The organism is Variovorax sp. 01T432, assembly GCF_056398605.1.
This window is the reverse complement of record NZ_JBFTPS010000004.1, coordinates 42,945-60,545: the sequence shown is the minus strand read 5'-3', so window position 1 is coordinate 60,545 and position 17,601 is coordinate 42,945. Positions and strand designations below refer to the sequence as shown.

The following is a 17,601-nucleotide window of genomic DNA, read 5'->3' as shown; positions in this document are numbered from 1 at the left end:
GCCAGGGCTTTCCGGAGAACTCACTCGGGCCTGAAGCCGGAGGCCTTGATGATCGGTTCCCAATGGGCCAGCTCGGCGCGCTGCAACGCGTCCAGCTCCGCACCGGTGCGGAAATCCGGTTGCACCCAGAGCTGTCGGCTGAGCAGGTTGGCGACCTCGGGAATCCGCAGGGCCTGCTGCACGGCCTTCTGCATGCGCTCGACCGCGGCCGCCGGCGTGCCCGCGCGGGCCCACATGCCGGTCCATCCTTCGCCGGAGGTCACGTCGATGCCCTGTTCGGCAAAGGTGGGAATCTCCGGGATCAGCGGCGAACGCGCCTTGGTGAAGATGCCGATCACGCGGATCTTGCCGGAACGATGGTGCGGCATCATGCCGTCGATCAGGCTGATGGCGGAGGGCACATGGCCGCCCACGAGATCGGTCACCATGGGCGGTGTCCCCTTGTAGGGCGTCACCGGCAGGTCGATGCCCGTCGTCGTGGCCAGTTGCACGCCCAGGAAGTGGTTCTGTCCCCCCAGGCCCGGTGTGCCGAAGCTGGCCTTGCCCGGATTGCGCCTCACCCAATCGATGAACTCGCGCGCGTTGTTGGCGCCCGTGTCCAGCGCCACCCCCATGCCGAGCGGATACGAGCCCAGGGTCGCGACCGGGCTGAAGTCCTTCAGGATGTTCCAGTGGATCTCGCGGCCGAAGACCAGCATCTGAAAGGTCGGTGTGGCGTTGGGCGCCACCATGAAGGTCAGGCCGTCGGCGGGTGCCCCAAGTACGGCGTCAGCCGCGATGCGGCCCCCCACGCCGGGCTTGTTTTCGATGATCACCGGTTGACCCAGCAGGCTGGGCAGCTGGTTGGCGATCACGCGGGCGATGGCGTCCGTCGCGCCGCCTGGCGGAAAGCCGACCATGATGCGAATCAAAGGCTTGTTCTGGGCCCGGCTGGCCTGGGGCGAGGCCAGCAAGGCGCCGCTGGACAGCAGGAGGTCGCGACGGGTGAGCTTCATGGATGTCCCTGAATCGATGTGCATTCGAGCCTCTGCCCGCGGATGTCTTGCGCACCCTTGCCCGGCAGCGGACCGCGCCGGTTTCAGGCGTCGGCCAGGGCGCGCCAGTCGCTGCCGACGGGCAGCACGCCGCCCACCGACCGGATCTTCCGATAGTCCAGATCGGGGTGGTGCGCCAGGGTCGGCGCCTTGCCTTCCATGAATTCGCGCGCGGCTTTCAGCAGCATCTGGCGCACGCGGATGACGGCGCCGTCGGCGGAGCACAGCTGCTCGTCGGTGCGGTCGGCGATCGGTCCCTGGCTCAGGAACATGGCGAAGTCTTCGGTGCCCAGATGCTGCGGAAACCCGGTCTTGTGGCCGCGCTTCATGAGGTCGCGGTTCTGGCCCCAGTTGTCCTTCGCGTCGCCGGGCGGCAGGGGCGGGAAGTCCCACACGTCGGGCGAGGCCGACATGACCGTCATGCCCAGAGGGCGGTGCGAGTTGAAGTGCACGAACCACGCGCGGTGCGTCACGTCGTCGACAGGGGTGGAGAAGAACACCGTGGTGGGACCGGTGGCGTCGGGCGGGCAGATGATCCCGTACCAGGGCATGACGAAGTTGTTGACGCGGGCATAGACCTGGCCGTCGGGCAGGGCGCGCAAGGCGGCATAGCGGTAACCGTAGGGGCGCTCCTCGAACTCCAGCTTGGGCGCCAGGGCCTTGGTCATCAGCATCCGTTCGTTGCCGCCGCCTGAGGTGAGCTGAGTGGTGGATTCATGCAGCACGCCCACGTGCGACGAGTCCATCGACGCCTCCACACCCTGCACCCAATTGGTCGGCACTTCCGCGCTGGTGACCGATCGCTGGTGGGGCGGCAGGTCCATGAAGGGCAGGTCGGGGAAGGGCGGCGGCGTGTCACCCTGGCCGAGCCAGGCCCAGACGATGCCTCCGCGGTCCGCGGCGGTGTAGCGGTTCACGCGCACATGCTGGCAGAACTGCTCCTGGCTGCCGGCATGGTTGGGCGCTTCCACCACTTCGCCTTTGACGTTGAACTTCCAGCCGTGATAGAGGCAGCGCAGCCCGTTGTCTTCATTGCGCGCCAGCGCCAGCGAGGCCTTGCGATGCGGGCACTGCTCGTCGAGCACGCCCACGCTGCCATCGGTGGCGCGAAAGGCAACGTAGTTCCTGCCGAGCAGGCGGATGCGCAACGGAGCGCCATCGGCCTCGAGCTTGGACGAGGGCGCGGCCGGCAGCCAGTAGTGCTGGCGGATCATCTCGCCCATCGGGGCGCCGTTCTCGACGCGGGTCAGCAGGTCGTTGTCTTCTTTGCTCAGGGGCATGAGAGTCTCCAGTGTGTCGTATGGGCCGAGCCTGCGCTTGCAGGATCAGCAGTCCTCGTCCTTGCGGAAGGCGAGCGGATAGACGCGGCGGCAGTTGCATTCGAAGATGTTCTTGCGCTGCTCTTCGCTGAGCCATTCGATGCTCTCGATCACAGGCTTCATGTCGTCGTAGTCGCGGCCGCTGACGGGATCGCGCGAACTGCCGGTGCCGGGCTTTTCGGTGCCGAAGAGCACGTTGTCCGTGCCGGCCACTTTCAGCAGCAGCTCGATGGCGTCCTTGCTGTAGTTGCAGGTGTCGAAGTACAGCTTCCTGAGCTGCTCGTCGAAGGTCTCCGCGTCACCCTTGCGCACGGTCCAGGAGCGAAAGCGCCCCATCTGGTAGGGAATGGCGCCCCCGCCGTGGGCCACGACGATCTTCAGGTCGGGGAAGGCGTCGAAGGTCCTGGCGCCCAGCAGCGAAACGATGGCGATGCTTTCTTCGTTGATGAACTTCAGCGTGTAGGACTCGCGGGCGCTGCAGCTGCCTGCCGAGTGAATCAGGCCGGGCACGTTCAATTCGATCATCGCCCGATACAGGGGGTGCCAGAACGGGTCGCCCAGGCCCGGCGGATCGCCCAGGCCTTCGGTGGGATCGGGATTGATCAGGCAGCCGACAAAGCCCAGCTTGTCGACGCAACGCCGCAGCTCGGGGATGGCGCGCAGGTCGAGCGGCTCGTCCATGTACTGCGGCAGGCCGGCCACGCCGCGGAAGCGCTCGGGGAACATCTCGACGAAGCGGGCGATCAGGTCGTTGCAGTGGGTGGTCCAGAGCTCGGTCACGCGGCCTGGCTTGACCGAGTGCATTTGCAGGTAGGGGCGCGGCGAAATGAACTGCACATCGGTTCCGACGCTGTCCATGCTCTTGACCAGCTCCTCGGCCATCTTGCGGACCGAGGCATCGGGAATCTTGGGCAGCGTGTTGGGATTGGCGCGCCCGCCCACGAGCTCCGCCATGAAGCGGAAGCTCTCGGGCGGCATGACGATGTGGGCGTGGGAATCGATGATCATGAGGGGAGCGCTTTCGGGGTTTATCGGACGACGGCCATCACCTCGAGCTGCAGCCACATGCCGTGCTGCAGGTCATGGACCGTGATGTGGCGCGCGGGGCGGTCGTGGGGCTCGGGGAAGCAGGCCAGCCACTCGGTGTTGATCACCTCGCGCACCGTGTTGTCCTTGACGGTGACGGCGAGCTTGACCACGTCGGCCAGCGTGGCGCCGCCGGCCGCCAAGAGCGCGCGCAGGTTGGCGAAGGCCAGCCGGGCTTGCGCGGCGGCGTCCGAGGGAAGCACCCCGGTGGCCGCGTCCTTGCCGGAGATGGCGGAGGAGCACAGGATGTTGCCGACGCGGGCGGCCGCCGGGATGGGGGCCTTGTGCGAGGCGCCTGGCAGGTCGATGGAGCGGTGTGGACGGTTCATGGAGAGGGGCTTTCCTGAGGTCAGGCGTCGCCGGGTTCGGCCTCGAACAGGCTCATGGGAATGCGGGCCAGGAACTCGGAGAAACCCGTCGAGCCCGAGGGCACGTGCAGCAGCATCTGCAGCGCCGCGGCGGCCTCGTCACTCTCCTGGATGGCGCGCGCGATCTTGCGGTGGTCCTGCAGCGACTGGTTGATCTGCGCCCTGGTGACGAAGTCGCGCAGCCGATAGCGGTGGATCTGGCGGCGTGCGTTGCGGATCAGGTCGGCCAGGTAGGGGTTGCGGCTGCCGGCGTAGATGACTTCGTGGAAACGGGCATTGGCCATGGCGTACTCCTCGGTGCCGCCTTCCACGGCCGCGTCCTGGCACAACTGCAGCGCTTCGTCGAGCTGCCTGCGCAGTTCATCGTCCACCCGGCGGGCGGCGAGCTTGGCGCAGGTGGACTCGAGCTCGCCCACCCCTTCCATGATGGCGCGCACCTGGCTGATGGACAGGCGCGCGACGCTCATCCCCTGGCGCGGCGCGATGCGCACGAGTTCGCGCGCAGCCAATTGCTGCAGCGCCTCGCGCACGGGGGTGCGGGAGACCTGGAAGCGCAGGGCCAGGGCCCGCTCGTCGAGCGGGCTGCCGGGAGGCAGCTTGCCGCTTTCGATCTCCTCCTGAAGCGCGGCGCGGATTTCGTTGGCGCGGCCCGCCCGCGGACGCGCCTCGTCGACCGCCATGAAGGGGTCGGCTTCGGCGTCAAGCGGGGCGGCAGCGGAGATGCGGTGTTCCATAGGCATGAAAATATACCTCTAAGTTAATGTGGTATGCAAGAAGTATTTATTGCGATACCACGACAAGAAGAAATGTCGATCAAGTATCCATGGTATGCCTGCCTCTGTGGCCTGGCAGCGAGGGGCGCGCCATTCGGCCTTGGCGAGCCTTCTTGTTCGTGGCGACGCCGTCCCGATGGCCATTGAGCGTGCGATACGTCGTAGGCGAAAACCCTGACGAACACCAAATACGGTGAACTGGTATATTGACAGCGCACATTTGTATGCCAGAATTTGCAGCATCGGGCGCAAGTGGGGTTCACCTGCTGCCTTCCACCCAACAAAGGTTTGACCGGATGAGCGCTTTCGCCCCGGGCTCGGACATGCCGGCCCAGTCCCTCGACCGCATCCTGCGGCCTCGTTCCATCGCGATCGTCGGCGCCTCGGCCGATCCGCGTGCCTTCGGCGGCTTCGTCCAGGCCAACCTGGAGGGCTTCGGCTTCGAGGGCCAGCTGCATCTGGTCAGCCGCAGCAGCCCGGAGATCCACGGCCGTGCCTGCGTGAAGACGGTGGACGAACTGCCGGAGAGCATCGATCTGGCGGTGCTGGCCATTCCCGAGGCGGGCGTGCTGGACGCGGTCGAGGGTCTGGCGGCGCGGCGCTGCCACGCAGCCGTCCTGTTCGCTTCCGGCTACGCCGAGGCCGGCGAGGACGGACAGGCCAGGCAGCATGCGCTGGCCGCCGCGGCGCGCGCGGCCGGCATCGTGCTGGTCGGGCCGAACTGCATGGGCTTCAGCAACCTCGCGGCCGGCATCCCGGTCACCTTCGAGCCGCTGGCGGCCCGCCCGCGCGAATCCCGCCCCGGCGTGGGTGTGGTGGCGCAAAGCGGTTTCATGGCGGCCACCCTGCGCGATGCATTCCTGTGTCGCGGCGTCCCCGTGACCTGCGTGTTCTCGACCGGCAACGAGGTCTCGGTGTGCGTGGAGGATGTGCTTGCGCATTACATCGGCGATGCGCAAACCCGCGTCATCACGATCTATGCGGAGCAGATCCGCCGTCCGCGACTGTTCCTGGAGCTCTCCGCCCGGGCGCGTGTGGCGGGCAAGCCCGTGGTGCTGCTGATGCCGGGGCGCAGCGCCCGCGCCCGCGAGGCGGCGCAGTCGCACACCGGTGCGCTGGCGGGTGATCACGCCACCGCCAGTGCGCTCCTCAGGCGCGAGGCGGTGGTGGTGGTCGAGTCGCTCGACGAGCTACTGGACACCACGGCCATCCTGTTGCGCTACCCGCGGCCGCCGGCCGGCGGCACCGCCTTCATGACCGGCTCCGGCGCGATGAAGAACATCGCGCTCGATTTCGCCGACGACCTGGGGCTGCACCTGCCGGAGCTTGCGCCCGCCACGGTCACCAGGCTCAGGGCCCTGCTGCCCGCATTTGCCGTGCCCGAGAACCCGCTGGACTACACGACCATCGGGGTGCGCCAGCCGGGCCTGATCGGCGAACTGCTGCTGACCATGCTGGAAGACGATCGCGTGGGCAGCATCGTGCTGGCCATTCCGGTGGGACCGGTGATGGCGCAAAGGGACAAGGCCGAGCACATCGTTCCGGCCATCGCCAGGGCATCCAAGCCAGCGGTGTTGGTGCTGACGGGCGACGGCAGCCCCGTCGAGCCTTTCTTCATGGATGCCATCGAGGCGAGCGGCGTGCCGTTGTTCCGCTCCGCCGATCGCGCCTTGCGTGCCCTGCGACGCGTGGCCTCCTATGGCGAGGCGCTGCAGCGTGCCGCTCGCGCCACCCGCGGCCAGGCCGCTGCGCTGCCGCTGCCGGGTGCGGTGCCGCCCAATGGCATCTTTGCCGAGTACCAGGGCAAGACATGGCTGGCCCGGGCCGGCCTGGCGGTGCCGAAGGGGGCGCTGGCGCGCAGCGCCGATGACGCCGTGCGCATCGCCGGCGAGATTGGTTTCCCCGTGGTGCTCAAGGCCCAGGCCAGCGAGCTGCCCCACAAGAGCGATGTGGGCGGTGTGCTCGTCGGCCTCGCCGATGAGGCCGCGCTGCGGGACGGCTGGCGGCGCCTGCATGACGATGTGGCCCGGCATCGCCCCGAGCTGCAGCTCGACGGCGCCTTGGTGGAAACCATGGGGCCCCGCGGCCTGGAGCTGGTCGTGGGCGCCAGGCGCGACGTCGACTGGGGCCCGGTCGTGCTGGTGGGCCTGGGCGGCATATGGATCGAAGCACTGCACGATGTGCGGCTGATCCCGGCCGACATGGCCGAGGAAGACATCGTGGTCGAGCTGGGTCGCCTGAAGGCCGCCGTGGTGCTGCAAGGCGTCCGCGGCGCGGCCGGCGTGGATCTCGAGGCCATCGCTCGCGTGGTGGCGATGGTGGGAGCGCAGATGCGTGCCAACTCGCAGATCACCGAGATCGACATCAACCCGCTGGTGGCCTATCCGGCCGGTTCGGCCGAGCCGGTGCTGGCGCTGGACGCGCTGGTGGCGGTCACTGCCGCCTGAGGAGCCGGATTCATGAAGCTGCAGTTTTCACCTGAGGACGAAGCCTTCCGGCTGGAAGTGCGCGAATTCGTCAAGCACCATGTGCCCGCCGATATCCATCGCAAGGTCGAACTCGGGCTGCGGCTGGAGCACGCGGACTACGTGACCTGGTTCCGCATCCTCGAGACGCGCGGCTGGCTCACGCCCGGCTGGCCGGTCGAGCATGGCGGCCCCGGCTGGAGCCATGTGCAGCGCTACATCTTCGACGAGGAGACCCTGCTGGGCGGCGCACCCCGCATCATCGCCAGCGGCATCCTGATGCTCGGTCCGGTGCTGCATGCCTTCGGCACCGAGGAACAGAAGCGCAAGTATCTGCCCGATATTCGCCAGAGCAACACCTGGTGGGCGCAGGGCTTCTCGGAGCCCGGCGCAGGCTCCGACCTGGCGGCCGTGCGCACCACGGCCGTGCTCGAGCCCGACGGCAAGCACTTCGTGGTCAACGGTCACAAGGTCTGGACTTCGTATGCGCAATGGTGTTCGATGATGTTCGCGCTCGTGAAAACCGACCCGGGCGCCTCCAAGCCGCAAGAGGGCATTTCCTTTCTGCTCATCGACATGAGTTCACCGGGCCTGACGGTACGCCCCATCCGGATGCTCGAAGGCGGCAGCGATCTCAACGAGTGCTTCCTCGACAACGTGCGCGTGCCGGTGGAGAACCTGGTGGGCGAGCGGCACAAGGGCTGGTCCTGCGGGAAATACCTGCTGGGCCACGAGCGCACCGGCATCGCCGGCATCGGCTCGTGCAAGCAGCAGCTGGCGCGTGCGCGCCGGTTGGCGCAGCAGCAAGGTCTGGCGGACGATGCCCTGCTGCAGGCGCGGCTGGCCCAGTTCGAGGTCGAGCTGATGGCGCTGGAATTCACCGCGCTGCGCCTGCTCAGCCCCAACCAGCAGAGCCGCATCCCGGCAGTGGAGGCCTCCATGCTCAAGGTGCGCGGCACCGAGTTGCGGCAGGCCATCTACGAAGCGCTGGTGGACATCGCCGGGCCCGATGCCGTGCCTTTCTCGCTCGAGGCGCAGTTCCTGGAGCATCTCGATGAAGCGGCCACTGACGCGTCGCTGGTTGCGCTGGCAGCGAACTGCCTCGACTCGCGCAAGTTCACGATCTATGGCGGCACCAACGAAGTGCAGCGCAACCTCATTGCACGCGCCGCTCTGGATGCGTTCTGACGCACCAGGCGCAAGGATTGACGATGGATTTTTCCCTTGACGACGATCATCTGGCGCTGCGCGATGCAGTGCAGCGTTTTTGCGATGGCGAATATCCCGCCGAATGCCGAGGCAGCATCGAGACGCCGCAGCAGACGGCGCAGCGCTGGGCCGCCATGGCCGAACTGGGTCTGCCGGGCTTGCCCTTCGCAGCCGATCTTGGCGGCAGCCACCAGGGGCCGGTCGAGGTGATGCTGGTCGCGCAGGAACTGGGCCGCGCCCTGGGTGGCGGGGCGTTCGTCTCCAGTACGGTCATGGCGGGGCAATTGCTGAATCGGCTGGCCTCGCCCGAGCAACAGCGGCAGTGGCTGCCGGCGCTGGCCAGCGGTCGCCTTCAGGCCGCCGTGGCGCTGTACGAAGACGGCGCGCGATACGACTGGCAGCGCGTGCAGGCCCGGGCCAGTGTCACGCCGCATGGTTACCTGCTCAATGGCCGAAAGACGCTGGTGCTGCATGGCGACACGGCCGGATTGCTGCTGCTGGTGGCGCGCACCGCCGACCCCGCTCCCGGTCCGGATGGCGATCGCGACGGCCTGGCCGTGTTCGCGGTCGACGCCAACGCGCCCGGCGTGCAGGTGCAGGGCTTCGACACGCTGGACGGCCGCCGTGCCGCCCATGTCCGCTTCACGAACGTGGCCGCCGGTGTCGATCGCATGCTGGGCGCGCCGGGACAGGCCGCCGATGCCGTGGAAGCCGCGCTGGACGCCGCCATCGCCGCCCTGTGCGCCGAGGCGGTGGGCGCGGTCGATGCCCTGCTGATGCACACGGTCGAGCACCTGCGCACCCGCAAGCAGTTCGGTGCCCCGCTGGCCAAGTTCCAGGTGCTGCAGCACCGCCTGGCCGACATGACGATCGCGCTGGAGCAGCTCAAGTCCATGGCCTGCGCTGCCGCCATGGCGGTCCAGGCGGGCGACGACGTGCAACGGCGTCGCCTCGTATCGGCCGCGAAGGTGCTGGTCAGCCAGCAGGGTCGCCAGATCGGCCTGTGGGCCATCCAGATGCACGGTGCGATGGGCATGACCGACGAATGCCGTGTCGGCCACTACGCCAAGCGCCTGATGGTCATCGGCCAGCTGTTCGGCGACGCCGCCTGGCACCTCCGGCGCATGGCATCGGTCCGCGAATGAAGCTTTCCTGTGAGCGGATTTTCAATCGGAGACAACAAAGATGAATCGCAAGACTTTCAATTCGGCGCTGCTTGCCGCGCTGCTGGGCCTGTCGCTGGCCGCCCATGCCCAATCCGACCAGCCCATCAAGATCCTGATCGGATTCCCGCCCGGTGGCTCGACCGACACCGTGGCCCGTTTGCTTGCCGAGAAGTTGTCGCTGGTGCTGAAACAGCCCCTCATCATCGAGAACAAGCCCGGCGCCGGTGGCCGCATCGCTGCCCAGGCGCTCAAGGCCAGCGCCCCTGATGGCCTGACGTACATGATCGCGCCCAACGCCACGCCGGTGTTCCAGACCCTGTTGTATCCGCAGGCCGTGCTGAGGTACGACATGCTGAAGGATTTCGCGCCGGTCTGCATCATGGTGTCCTATCCGCTTGCGCTGGCCGTGGGGCAGGACAGCGGTGTCAAGACGGCGAGGGAATATGAGGCCTGGGTCAAGGCCAATCCCAAGCAGGGCAGCTTCGGCACCGCCGGGGCCGGCGGGCACACCCACTTCAGCGGCATTCAGCTGGGCAAGGCCATCGGCGTCGACCTGCAGGCGATCCCCTACCGCGGCAACGGGCCGTTGGTCACCGATCTGCTGGGCGGCCAGGTCCCCGCCGGCGTGATGACCGCGGGTGACATCCTGCCGCACCAGAAGAGCGGTAGGGTGCGCGTCCTGGCGGTGTTCGGCAGCAAGCGCTCCCCGTTGCTGCCCGATGTACCCACGTTCATTGAACAGGGCATCAATATCGACACGGGAGATGCGTGGACCGGCATGTGGGCGCCCGCCAAGACTCCGGCGCCGCAGCTGGACCGGATGCAGAACGCGTTGAAGCAGGTGCTCGGCTTGCCCGAAGTTCGGGACATTCTGATCAACAAGGCCACGTTGAGCCCGGACTTCCGCCCGGCGGAGGAGATGGACAAGCTGCAGCGCAAGGAACTGGCGTACTGGGCGCCCATCATCAAGGCCACCGGCTTCACGCCCGAGCAGTAGTCATTTCCCAACCAAGAGTCACCCCATGAGTCTGAACGGATCCGCCTACATCGTAGGCGCCTATGAACATCCCACGCGCAAGGCGGACGACCTGTCGGTGGCGCGCCTGCATGCCGATGTGGCCAGGGGTGCACTTGAAGACGCCGGCCTGTCCAAAGGCGACATCGATGGCTACTTTTGCGCCGGAGATGCGCCAGGCCTGGGCGCGGCCACCATGGCCGAATACCTGGGCCTGAAATTGCGCCACGTGGATTCCACCGAGTGCGGCGGTTCCGCGCCCATCCTGCATGTGGCGCACGCCGCCGAGGCCATTGCAGCCGGCCGCTGCAACGTGGCTCTCATCACGCTGGCCGGGCGCCCGCGCGCGCAGATGGCCGCCGCGCAGGCCGCCGCCAGGGACGGCAAGGGCAGGGCCCCGCTGGCCCTGAAGCCGCCGGACCCCGATGCGCCCGAGCTCGCTTTCGAACTGCCCTATGGACCGGCGACACAGAATCTCTATGCCGCCGTGGCGAAGCGCCACATACATGAATTCGGCACCACGAGCGAGCAGCTGGCCTGGATCAAGGTCGCCGCCTCGCATCATGCACAGCACAACCCGCTGGCCATGCTGCGCGACGTCGTGACGGTGGAAGAGGTGGTGAACTCGCCCATGGTGAGCGACCCCTTGCACCGGCTCGATTGCTGCGTGATGAGCGACGGCGGTGGCGCCATCATCGTGGCGCGGCCCGAGATCGCACGCCAGCTCGGGCGACCGCTGGTCAAGGTGCGAGGAACGGGTGAAGCGCCCAAGCATGGCATGGGCGGAAAGATGGATCTGAGCTACTCCGCGGCCGCATGGTCGGGCCCGCTGGCCTTTGCCGAGGCAGGTGTCACCCCGGCCGACATCCAGTATGCGTCGCTCTACGACAGCTTCACCATCACCGTGCTGATGCAGCTGGAAGACCTGGGCTTCTGCAGGAAGGGGGAGGGCGGCAGGTTCGTGGCCGACGGAAACCTCATCTCCGGTGTCGGCAAGCTGCCTTTCAACACCGACGGTGGCGGCCTGTGCAACAACCATCCCGCCAACCGCGGCGGTGTCACCAAGATCATCGAGGCAGTGCGCCAGTTGCGCGGCGAGGCCCATCCGGCCGTGCAGGTGCCCGACTGCAGACTGGCACTGGCCAACGGCATCGGCGGTGCGCTGGCATCACGCCACACCGCCGGCACGTTGATTCTCGAAAGGGTCTGAATCATGAGCGCCCCTGAAACGATGCAAGAGAAGTCCGCCCGCCCGCCCGCTCCGGCGGCGGGCCCGCGCAAGATCCCGGCGCCGCGCGTCCTGCCCGAGTCCCAGGCCTACTGGACGGCCGCCGACGAGGGTCGCCTGCTGGTCAAGAAGTGCAAGGCCTGCGGCGAGGTGCACCACTATCCGCGTGAAGTCTGCCCGCACTGCCTGAGCGTCGACACCGAATGGCTGCAGGCCGCCGGCACCGGCACCGTCTATTCCTTCAGCACGATGGGCAAGGGTGATGCCGCCTACACGCTGGCGTTCGTGACGCTCCATGAGGGGGTCACGCTGATGACCAACCTGGTGGATTGCGACCCGGCCAATGTGGCCATCGGTCAGGAAGTACGGGTCGTCTTCAAGCCCAGCGAGGGCGGCCATGCTGTCCCGATGTTCACGCCCGTCTGAAGGAGCCTTGCATGTACCTCCATGATTCACCCGCGGAACCGGACGCGTTGCGAAAGGGTCCACTGTCGCGCTTCACGATTCTCGACGCCACCCGCGTGCGGGCCGGCCCCACTGCCGTTCGCACCTTCGCGGATCTGGGGGCGCGGGTCATCAAGCTCGAAATTCCGCCTGGCGCCGTCGGCAGCGACGACATGATCGGCGGGCGCGATCACAACCGCGCCGACTATGAGAACCTGCACCGAAACAAGGAGAGCCTGACCCTCAACATGAAGGAGCCCGAGGGGCTCGCCATCCTGCATGAGTTGGTCAAGAAGGCCGACGTGTTCATCGAGAACTATCGGCCCGACGTCAAGTACCGCCTGGGCATCGGCCCCGAAGATCTCCGCGCCGTCAACCCGCGGATGGTCTATGCCAGCATCTCGGGCTTTGGTCAGGACGGACCGTATGCCGACTGGCCCGGCTTCGATTCCATCGCCCAGGGCATGGGCGGCCTGATGGGCTTGACTGGCAAGCCCGAGGATGGCCCCATGCGCGTGGGCATCCCGATCGCCGACCTGTGCGCGGGCCACTTCTGCGCCCAGGCCATCATGGCCGCGCTGTTGGAGCGAGACGTGTCGGGCGAAGGGCAGTGGGTGCAGACCTCGCTGCTCGAATCGCAGATCGCCATGCTCGACTTCCAGGCCGCGCAGTGGCTCATCGATCGCAAGGTGCCCAAGGCCACCGGCAACGAGCACCCGCTGACCGTGCCCACCGGCGTGTTCGAGACGAGCGACGGCCACCTGAATCTGGCGGCCATCGGCCAGACCATGTGGAAGCGCTTGTGCGACGCGCTGGAAGCGCCCCATCTGGTGCTGGAGCCCGGCTTTGGCTCCGACCCCGAGCGGGTGCAGAACCGCGCGCGCGTCAACGCCGCTGTACGCGGCATATTCAAGACCAGCACCACGGCCGACTGGACGGCACGCTTGCTCAAGGCCGGTGTGCCTTGCGGGCCCATCTACACGGTGGACCACGTGTTCGATGACCCGCAGGTCAGGCACCTGGGTATCGCACGGCCCATGCGCCATCCGGAACTGGGAGACATCGAAGTCGTCGGCCTGCCCATGCAGTTCTCGCGCTATCCGCGTCGCGAGGGGCCGCTCGAGCCCGCGCCGCACCAGGGCGACCAGACCGATGCCATCCTGACCGGGCTTGGCTACAGCCGTGAGCGCATCACGCAGCTGCGCGAACGGTTCGTTGTTTGACCCTTGCATGAAGGACGCCCCATGGCACAACTTGCAGCCGCATTCGGCTCCTCCCACAGCATCATGCTGGTTTCTCGGCGTGAGGATTGGCAGCACGGCTTTCGCGTGATCGACACGAAGAACGTTCACTACTACGACAAGAACGGCAGCAAGACGGACTACGATTCCTTGCTGGCGGCCGCGCCCGCTGACTCGGAAGCGAGGGTCACGCCCGAGCGAATGGGCGAACGTCACGATGCCGCGCAGGCCGCCATGGACCAGCTGAGCCAGCGCATCCGCGATGCGAGGCTCGATGTCCTGCTGATCGTCGGCGACGACCAGGCCGAGCTGTTCCGCACCAGCAACAATCCGGCCTTTGCCATCTACTTCGGCAAGACGATCCGCAACACGGCGCGTGAGCCGGCCTCGCCAAGCGACAGCTGGGTCAAGTCCGCGCGCATGTGGCGTCACGAGCCCGAGGCGGACCGCGAATACCCGGTGAAGAGCGATCTTGCCGAATGGTTGATTCGCCAGCTGTGCGACCGCGATTTCGACATCACCGCGATGGACGGCCTGGAGCGCGGCCAGTTCGAAGGCCATGCCTTCCAGTTCGTTCACCGCCGCCTGCTCGGGCACCTCGAGCTGCCGGTGATCCCGGTGATCCTCAACACCTTCGATCCGCCCAACCAGCCCACCCCGCGCCGGTGCGTGGCGCTGGGCGAAGCGCTGCGCGAGCTGATCGCCTTGTGGCCCGAAGATCTCCGCGTGGGCGTCATCGCCTCCGGCGGGTTGAGCCACTTCGTGGTCGACGAGGAACTGGACCGGAAGATCATTGCCGCCATTCGCGACAAGGACTTCGCCACCCTGGGTTCGCTGGACCCCCGGCAATTGCAGGCCGGCAGCTCGGAGATCCGCAACTGGCTGGTGGTGAGCGCGATGGCGCGCGATCTGGACCTCCAATGGATCGAGTACTTGCCGGGCTACCGCAGTCCGGCGCTCACCGGCACCGGCCTGGCCTTCGCGGCGTGGAAGACGCTTTTCTGAACATACTCCCGGAGCCCCTCATGAGCGATCCCAACGTACAACGCCTGCGCCGGCTTGACGCCTGTGCGGTTTCCGATGCCCTGGACAGACTCCAGTTGCCGGGTGCCGTGAGCGGCCTGCCCCAGCGCAGCGGCAACAGCCGGATCGCCGGGCGCGCCGTGACGATGAAAGTCGGCCCGGGGCAGCCGCCGCCCGGCCCGGCCAGGCACCTCGGCTGCGCGGCCATCGAACAGTCCGGCCCGGACCACGTCATCGTGGTCGAGCAGCGCTCGGGCCTGGAAGCCGGCTGCTGGGGCGGCCTGCTGACGCTGGGCGCCAAGTTGCGCGGCGTGGCTGGCGTGGTGGCCGATGGGCCGCTGCGCGATGTGGACGAGGCCGTGGCCTATGGGTTCCCGATCTTCAGCCGGAGCCTGACCTCGCGCACCGCCCGCGGGCGCGTGGTGGAGCTCGGCGTCCAGGTGCCGGTGCGCATCGGCGCCGCGGCCGGTGGAGAAGTCAATGTGCAGCCCGGCGACTACGTCCTGGCTGACCAGAGCGCGGTGATCTTCATTGGCGCCGCCGACATCGAGCGTGTGCTCGACACCGCCGAGGCGATCGTGGCCAAGGAGGCCGCCATGGCGAAGGCCATTCTGTCGGGAACGCCCATCGGCCAAGTCATGGGCGGAAACTACGAACACATGCTGGAGCAATGAACACGATGAACGCACAAGCCGAGACCCGGGACCTCAACGTCGCGCGCGCCGCCCGCCTCGACACCGCCACCCTCAGCGACGCGCTGGACAAGCTCGGCATCGCTGGCCAGTGCTACAGGATCAAGCCGCGCGACAACGGCTTTCGCATGGCCGGCCGTGCCTGGACCTTGCTCTATGGCCCGGCGGCCAATCCGCCCGGCACCGTGGGCGACTACATCGACGACGTGCCGCCCGGCAGCGTCATCGTGCTGGACAACGGCGGGCGCGAAAACGCCACCGTCTGGGGCGACATCCTGACCGAGATCGCCCACCGCCGCGGCATCGCCGGTACCCTGATCGACGGCATCTGCCGCGATACCCATTTGTGCCGCGAACTTGGCTACCCGGTGTTCAGCAAGGACCACTGGATGCGCACCGGCAAGGACCGGGTGCAGGTGGAAGCCACGGGCGTGCCGGTCAACATCGGTGACGCGCGCGTTGCACCCGGCGACATCGTCAAGGGCGATGCCGACGGTGTGGTGGTGATCCCGAAGCAGCACGAAGGCCCGGTGCTGGACACCGCGGAAGTCATCGAAGCGGCTGAAGCCCGCATCCGGGAAGCCGTGCGCGGCGGCATGCGCCTCGATGAAGCGCGCGAGCAGTTCAAGTACCACCAGCTCCAGACCCGGGAAGCCACATGAAACGACACGATCCTGCCCTGACCACGCGCCTCGACATCCGGCGTCTGAGTCCCGAACTGCTGGGTGCGGCCGCGCGACTGCCCGCGGCGACCCTGCACGAAGCCGCCGGGAAGGTCGGTGCGCTGCCCGCGGCCATCAGGCCGATGGCGCCCGGGTTCCGCTTCGCGGGTTCTGCCCTGACGGTGCACTGCCCGGGCGGCGACAACCTCTGGCTGCATCGTGCGCTGGAGGTGGCACAGCCCGGCGACGTGCTCGTGGTGTTCGCCAGCGGCGCCCACGAGCATGGCTACTGGGGCGAAATCATGACCACCATGGCCAAGGTGCGCGGCCTTGCCGCGCTCGTGATCGATGGCTGCGTGCGCGACGGCGTGCTGCTCGGCAAGATCGGCTTTCCCGTGTTCGCGCGCGGCCTGAGCATCCAGGGCACAGGCAAGGACTTCGGCGCCACCGGCTGGATCAACCACCCCATCACCATGGGCAACGTGGTCGTCAACGCGGGCGACCTCGTGGTCGGCGACTTCGATGGCGTGGTGGCGATTCCGCAAGCGCGCGCCGTCGAAGTGATTGCCGCTGGCGAGAAGCGCGAAGCTGACGAGGCAGCCATCCTGCGCCTGCTGGAAGCCGGCGAGAGCACCATGACGGTATACGGCTGGAACTGAGTCGACGCACATGACCTTTTTGGAACCGATCGCTTCCTCCCCGCCGCTGCTGAGCGTGGAGGGTGGCGTGGCTGTGATCACGCTCAATCGCCCGGCACACCGCAATCGTCTGGAAGAAGAGGACCTGCGCACATTGCTGCGCTTCTTCGCGCAGATCGATGCCGACCCGCAGGTTCGCGTGCTGAAGCTGACGGCCAACACCCAGGGGCAGCCGAGGCCGGTGTTCTGCGCGGGCTACGACATCGGGAGCTTCAGCGCCTCTGGCAGCGACCCTCAGATGTTCGAGCGCGTGGCCGATGCCTTGGCTGCACTGCGGCCGATCACGGTGTGCGCGCTGAACGGCAGCGTGTATGGCGGCGCAACCGACCTGGTGCTGGCCTGCGACCTCTGCGTCGGGCTCGACGGGGTCGAATTCCGAATGCCCGCGACCGCGCTCGGACTTCACTACTACCCGGGAGGGCTGCGGCGCTACGTGGCGCGCCTGGGCATTTCAGGCGCCAAGCGTGCCTTCCTGACGGCGCGGCCGTTGACCGCGGAGATGCTGCTGCACATGGGCTGCCTGGAGACATTGGCGGCAGCGCAGGACTTCGATGCCGCTGTAGCGCGCCTGGTCGAAGAGGTCGCGAGCCTGGCGCCGCTCGCGGTCCAGGCCACCAAGCAGTCCCTCAACGAGATTGCGAGTGGGCGCGCGGACACGGAGGTGCTGCGCGCGCGGGAGGCCCTGACTGCCCGCAGCCGTGATTTCGCGGAAGGGCGCGCGGCGTTCGAGGAAAAGCGGAAGCCGCGATTCATCGGGAGCTGACGCGGCGGTTGCAGTGGGAAGTGTTCGAGGATCCCTCTGCGGGGGTAGAGAAGGACGTCAAGGCGCGGGATCTTGGCTCTCGACCGCGCTGCCAGGTCCAGCAGCGTTCCAGCTCTCTGCGGGACCCATTGAGGGTCCCAGCGGGTTGCCGTCTCGCGGCTGCAACTTGATCTCAATGCCGTAGAGCGCAAGCATGCCGAGCACGTGCCCGATCGCGACGCCTGGTTCACCTGATTCGATTCGGGCGATCGTCTGGACATGCACCCCCAGACGGGCGGCGGCGGCGGCCTGACCGTCCCCGGCCCTCGTACGGGCCAGCCTGGCCGCCGCCCCCATGTCCTTGATTGTTTGAAGGGCGTTGCTATCAATGTCTGCGGAGATGCGCTTGCCTTGGGCCATCGTTCGATTGTCGCTG

18 protein-coding genes are annotated in these 17,601 nt (G+C 67.4%); 12 read left to right on the top strand and 6 right to left on the bottom strand.

Annotated features, from left to right (window positions below; all coding sequences use genetic code 11):
• Positions 1-20 precede the first annotated feature (20 nt).
• From AC1DNF_RS04310 to AC1DNF_RS04290, 5 genes are all read right to left on the bottom strand, one after another.
• Positions 21-995 (bottom strand): Bug family tripartite tricarboxylate transporter substrate binding protein, encoded by a 975-nt coding sequence (locus tag AC1DNF_RS04310; RefSeq protein WP_478147314.1) that lies wholly within the window; start codon positions 993-995, stop codon positions 21-23.
• Between the two features lie 83 nt (positions 996-1,078).
• Entirely contained in the window at positions 1,079-2,314 is a 1,236-nt protein-coding gene (locus AC1DNF_RS04305; RefSeq protein ID WP_478147313.1) for a Rieske 2Fe-2S domain-containing protein, read from the bottom strand.
• 45 nt (positions 2,315-2,359) lie between these two features.
• A complete protein-coding gene (locus AC1DNF_RS04300) occupies positions 2,360-3,361 on the bottom strand; it encodes an amidohydrolase family protein (protein WP_478147312.1) in 1,002 nt (333 codons plus the stop codon).
• 20 nt (positions 3,362-3,381) lie between these two features.
• Positions 3,382-3,768, bottom strand: coding sequence for a RidA family protein (locus AC1DNF_RS04295; protein WP_478147311.1), 387 nt, complete (start codon positions 3,766-3,768; stop codon positions 3,382-3,384).
• 20 nt (positions 3,769-3,788) lie between these two features.
• The gene (locus AC1DNF_RS04290; RefSeq protein WP_478147310.1) at positions 3,789-4,547 is read right to left on the bottom strand and encodes a GntR family transcriptional regulator; all 759 of its coding nucleotides are present in this window, start codon (positions 4,545-4,547) and stop codon (positions 3,789-3,791) included.
• A gap of 329 nt (positions 4,548-4,876) precedes the next feature.
• On the opposite strand from AC1DNF_RS04290, the gene AC1DNF_RS04285 reads away from it, so the two are divergent.
• Genes AC1DNF_RS04285 through AC1DNF_RS04230 form a run of 12 tightly spaced genes read left to right on the top strand, consistent with a single transcriptional unit; the run spans position 4,877 to position 17,186 of the window.
• Positions 4,877-7,027, top strand: coding sequence for an acetate--CoA ligase family protein (locus AC1DNF_RS04285; RefSeq protein WP_478147309.1), 2,151 nt, complete (start codon positions 4,877-4,879; stop codon positions 7,025-7,027).
• Positions 7,028-7,039: 12 nt separating this feature from the next.
• On the top strand, positions 7,040-8,233 hold the full coding sequence (locus AC1DNF_RS04280; protein ID WP_478147308.1) for an acyl-CoA dehydrogenase family protein: 1,194 nt from the start codon (positions 7,040-7,042) through the stop codon (positions 8,231-8,233).
• Between the two features lie 23 nt (positions 8,234-8,256).
• Positions 8,257-9,399, top strand: coding sequence for an acyl-CoA dehydrogenase family protein (locus AC1DNF_RS04275; protein WP_478147307.1), 1,143 nt, complete (start codon positions 8,257-8,259; stop codon positions 9,397-9,399).
• A 40-nt stretch (positions 9,400-9,439) separates the two neighbouring features.
• Positions 9,440-10,417: a Bug family tripartite tricarboxylate transporter substrate binding protein gene (locus AC1DNF_RS04270; RefSeq protein ID WP_478147306.1), complete on the top strand. Its 978-nt coding sequence runs from the start codon at positions 9,440-9,442 to the stop codon at positions 10,415-10,417.
• Positions 10,418-10,442: 25 nt separating this feature from the next.
• Positions 10,443-11,645: a thiolase domain-containing protein gene (locus AC1DNF_RS04265; protein ID WP_478147305.1), complete on the top strand. Its 1,203-nt coding sequence runs from the start codon at positions 10,443-10,445 to the stop codon at positions 11,643-11,645.
• Between the two features lie 3 nt (positions 11,646-11,648).
• The gene (locus AC1DNF_RS04260) at positions 11,649-12,089 is read left to right on the top strand and encodes a Zn-ribbon domain-containing OB-fold protein (protein ID WP_478147304.1); all 441 of its coding nucleotides are present in this window, start codon (positions 11,649-11,651) and stop codon (positions 12,087-12,089) included.
• 11 nt (positions 12,090-12,100) lie between these two features.
• Positions 12,101-13,330 carry a CaiB/BaiF CoA transferase family protein gene (locus AC1DNF_RS04255; RefSeq protein ID WP_478147303.1) on the top strand — a complete coding sequence of 410 codons (1,230 nt, stop codon included), beginning with the start codon at positions 12,101-12,103 and terminating at the stop codon, positions 13,328-13,330.
• A 21-nt stretch (positions 13,331-13,351) separates the two neighbouring features.
• A complete protein-coding gene (locus AC1DNF_RS04250) occupies positions 13,352-14,353 on the top strand; it encodes a DODA-type extradiol aromatic ring-opening family dioxygenase (RefSeq protein ID WP_478147302.1) in 1,002 nt (333 codons plus the stop codon).
• A 20-nt stretch (positions 14,354-14,373) separates the two neighbouring features.
• Positions 14,374-15,045: an RraA family protein gene (locus AC1DNF_RS04245; RefSeq protein ID WP_478147301.1), complete on the top strand. Its 672-nt coding sequence runs from the start codon at positions 14,374-14,376 to the stop codon at positions 15,043-15,045.
• A 5-nt stretch (positions 15,046-15,050) separates the two neighbouring features.
• Positions 15,051-15,725, top strand: coding sequence for an RraA family protein (locus AC1DNF_RS04240; RefSeq protein WP_478147300.1), 675 nt, complete (start codon positions 15,051-15,053; stop codon positions 15,723-15,725).
• A complete protein-coding gene (locus tag AC1DNF_RS04235; protein WP_478147299.1) occupies positions 15,722-16,384 on the top strand; it encodes an RraA family protein in 663 nt (220 codons plus the stop codon). The genes AC1DNF_RS04240 and AC1DNF_RS04235 overlap by 4 nt, the downstream gene beginning before the upstream one ends.
• 10 nt (positions 16,385-16,394) lie before the next feature.
• On the top strand, positions 16,395-17,186 hold the full coding sequence (locus AC1DNF_RS04230) for an enoyl-CoA hydratase/isomerase family protein (RefSeq protein WP_478147298.1): 792 nt from the start codon (positions 16,395-16,397) through the stop codon (positions 17,184-17,186).
• A 57-nt stretch (positions 17,187-17,243) separates the two neighbouring features.
• On the opposite strand, the gene AC1DNF_RS04225 is transcribed toward AC1DNF_RS04230, so the two are convergent.
• Entirely contained in the window at positions 17,244-17,585 is a 342-nt protein-coding gene (locus AC1DNF_RS04225; RefSeq protein WP_478147297.1) for a helix-turn-helix domain-containing protein, read from the bottom strand.
• Between the last annotated feature and the right edge of the window lie 16 nt (positions 17,586-17,601).

Excerpts from the sequence above, each read along its gene's own strand:
- AC1DNF_RS04310 (WP_478147314.1), bottom strand. The coding sequence starts at position 995 with ATGAAGCTCACCCGTCGCGACCTCCTGCTGTCCAGCGGCGCCTTGCTG.
- AC1DNF_RS04305 (WP_478147313.1), bottom strand. The coding sequence starts at position 2,314 with ATGCCCCTGAGCAAAGAAGACAACGACCTGCTGACCCGCGTCGAGAAC.
- AC1DNF_RS04300 (WP_478147312.1), bottom strand. The coding sequence starts at position 3,361 with ATGATCATCGATTCCCACGCCCACATCGTCATGCCGCCCGAGAGCTTC.
- AC1DNF_RS04295 (WP_478147311.1), bottom strand. The coding sequence starts at position 3,768 with ATGAACCGTCCACACCGCTCCATCGACCTGCCAGGCGCCTCGCACAAG.
- AC1DNF_RS04290 (WP_478147310.1), bottom strand. The coding sequence starts at position 4,547 with ATGCCTATGGAACACCGCATCTCCGCTGCCGCCCCGCTTGACGCCGAA.
- AC1DNF_RS04285 (WP_478147309.1), top strand. The coding sequence starts at position 4,877 with ATGAGCGCTTTCGCCCCGGGCTCGGACATGCCGGCCCAGTCCCTCGAC.
- AC1DNF_RS04280 (WP_478147308.1), top strand. The coding sequence starts at position 7,040 with ATGAAGCTGCAGTTTTCACCTGAGGACGAAGCCTTCCGGCTGGAAGTG.
- AC1DNF_RS04275 (WP_478147307.1), top strand. The coding sequence starts at position 8,257 with ATGGATTTTTCCCTTGACGACGATCATCTGGCGCTGCGCGATGCAGTG.
- AC1DNF_RS04270 (WP_478147306.1), top strand. The coding sequence starts at position 9,440 with ATGAATCGCAAGACTTTCAATTCGGCGCTGCTTGCCGCGCTGCTGGGC.
- AC1DNF_RS04265 (WP_478147305.1), top strand. The coding sequence starts at position 10,443 with ATGAGTCTGAACGGATCCGCCTACATCGTAGGCGCCTATGAACATCCC.
- AC1DNF_RS04260 (WP_478147304.1), top strand. The coding sequence starts at position 11,649 with ATGAGCGCCCCTGAAACGATGCAAGAGAAGTCCGCCCGCCCGCCCGCT.
- AC1DNF_RS04255 (WP_478147303.1), top strand. The coding sequence starts at position 12,101 with ATGTACCTCCATGATTCACCCGCGGAACCGGACGCGTTGCGAAAGGGT.
- AC1DNF_RS04250 (WP_478147302.1), top strand. The coding sequence starts at position 13,352 with ATGGCACAACTTGCAGCCGCATTCGGCTCCTCCCACAGCATCATGCTG.
- AC1DNF_RS04245 (WP_478147301.1), top strand. The coding sequence starts at position 14,374 with ATGAGCGATCCCAACGTACAACGCCTGCGCCGGCTTGACGCCTGTGCG.
- AC1DNF_RS04240 (WP_478147300.1), top strand. The coding sequence starts at position 15,051 with ATGAACGCACAAGCCGAGACCCGGGACCTCAACGTCGCGCGCGCCGCC.
- AC1DNF_RS04235 (WP_478147299.1), top strand. The coding sequence starts at position 15,722 with ATGAAACGACACGATCCTGCCCTGACCACGCGCCTCGACATCCGGCGT.
- AC1DNF_RS04230 (WP_478147298.1), top strand. The coding sequence starts at position 16,395 with ATGACCTTTTTGGAACCGATCGCTTCCTCCCCGCCGCTGCTGAGCGTG.
- AC1DNF_RS04225 (WP_478147297.1), bottom strand. The coding sequence starts at position 17,585 with ATGGCCCAAGGCAAGCGCATCTCCGCAGACATTGATAGCAACGCCCTT.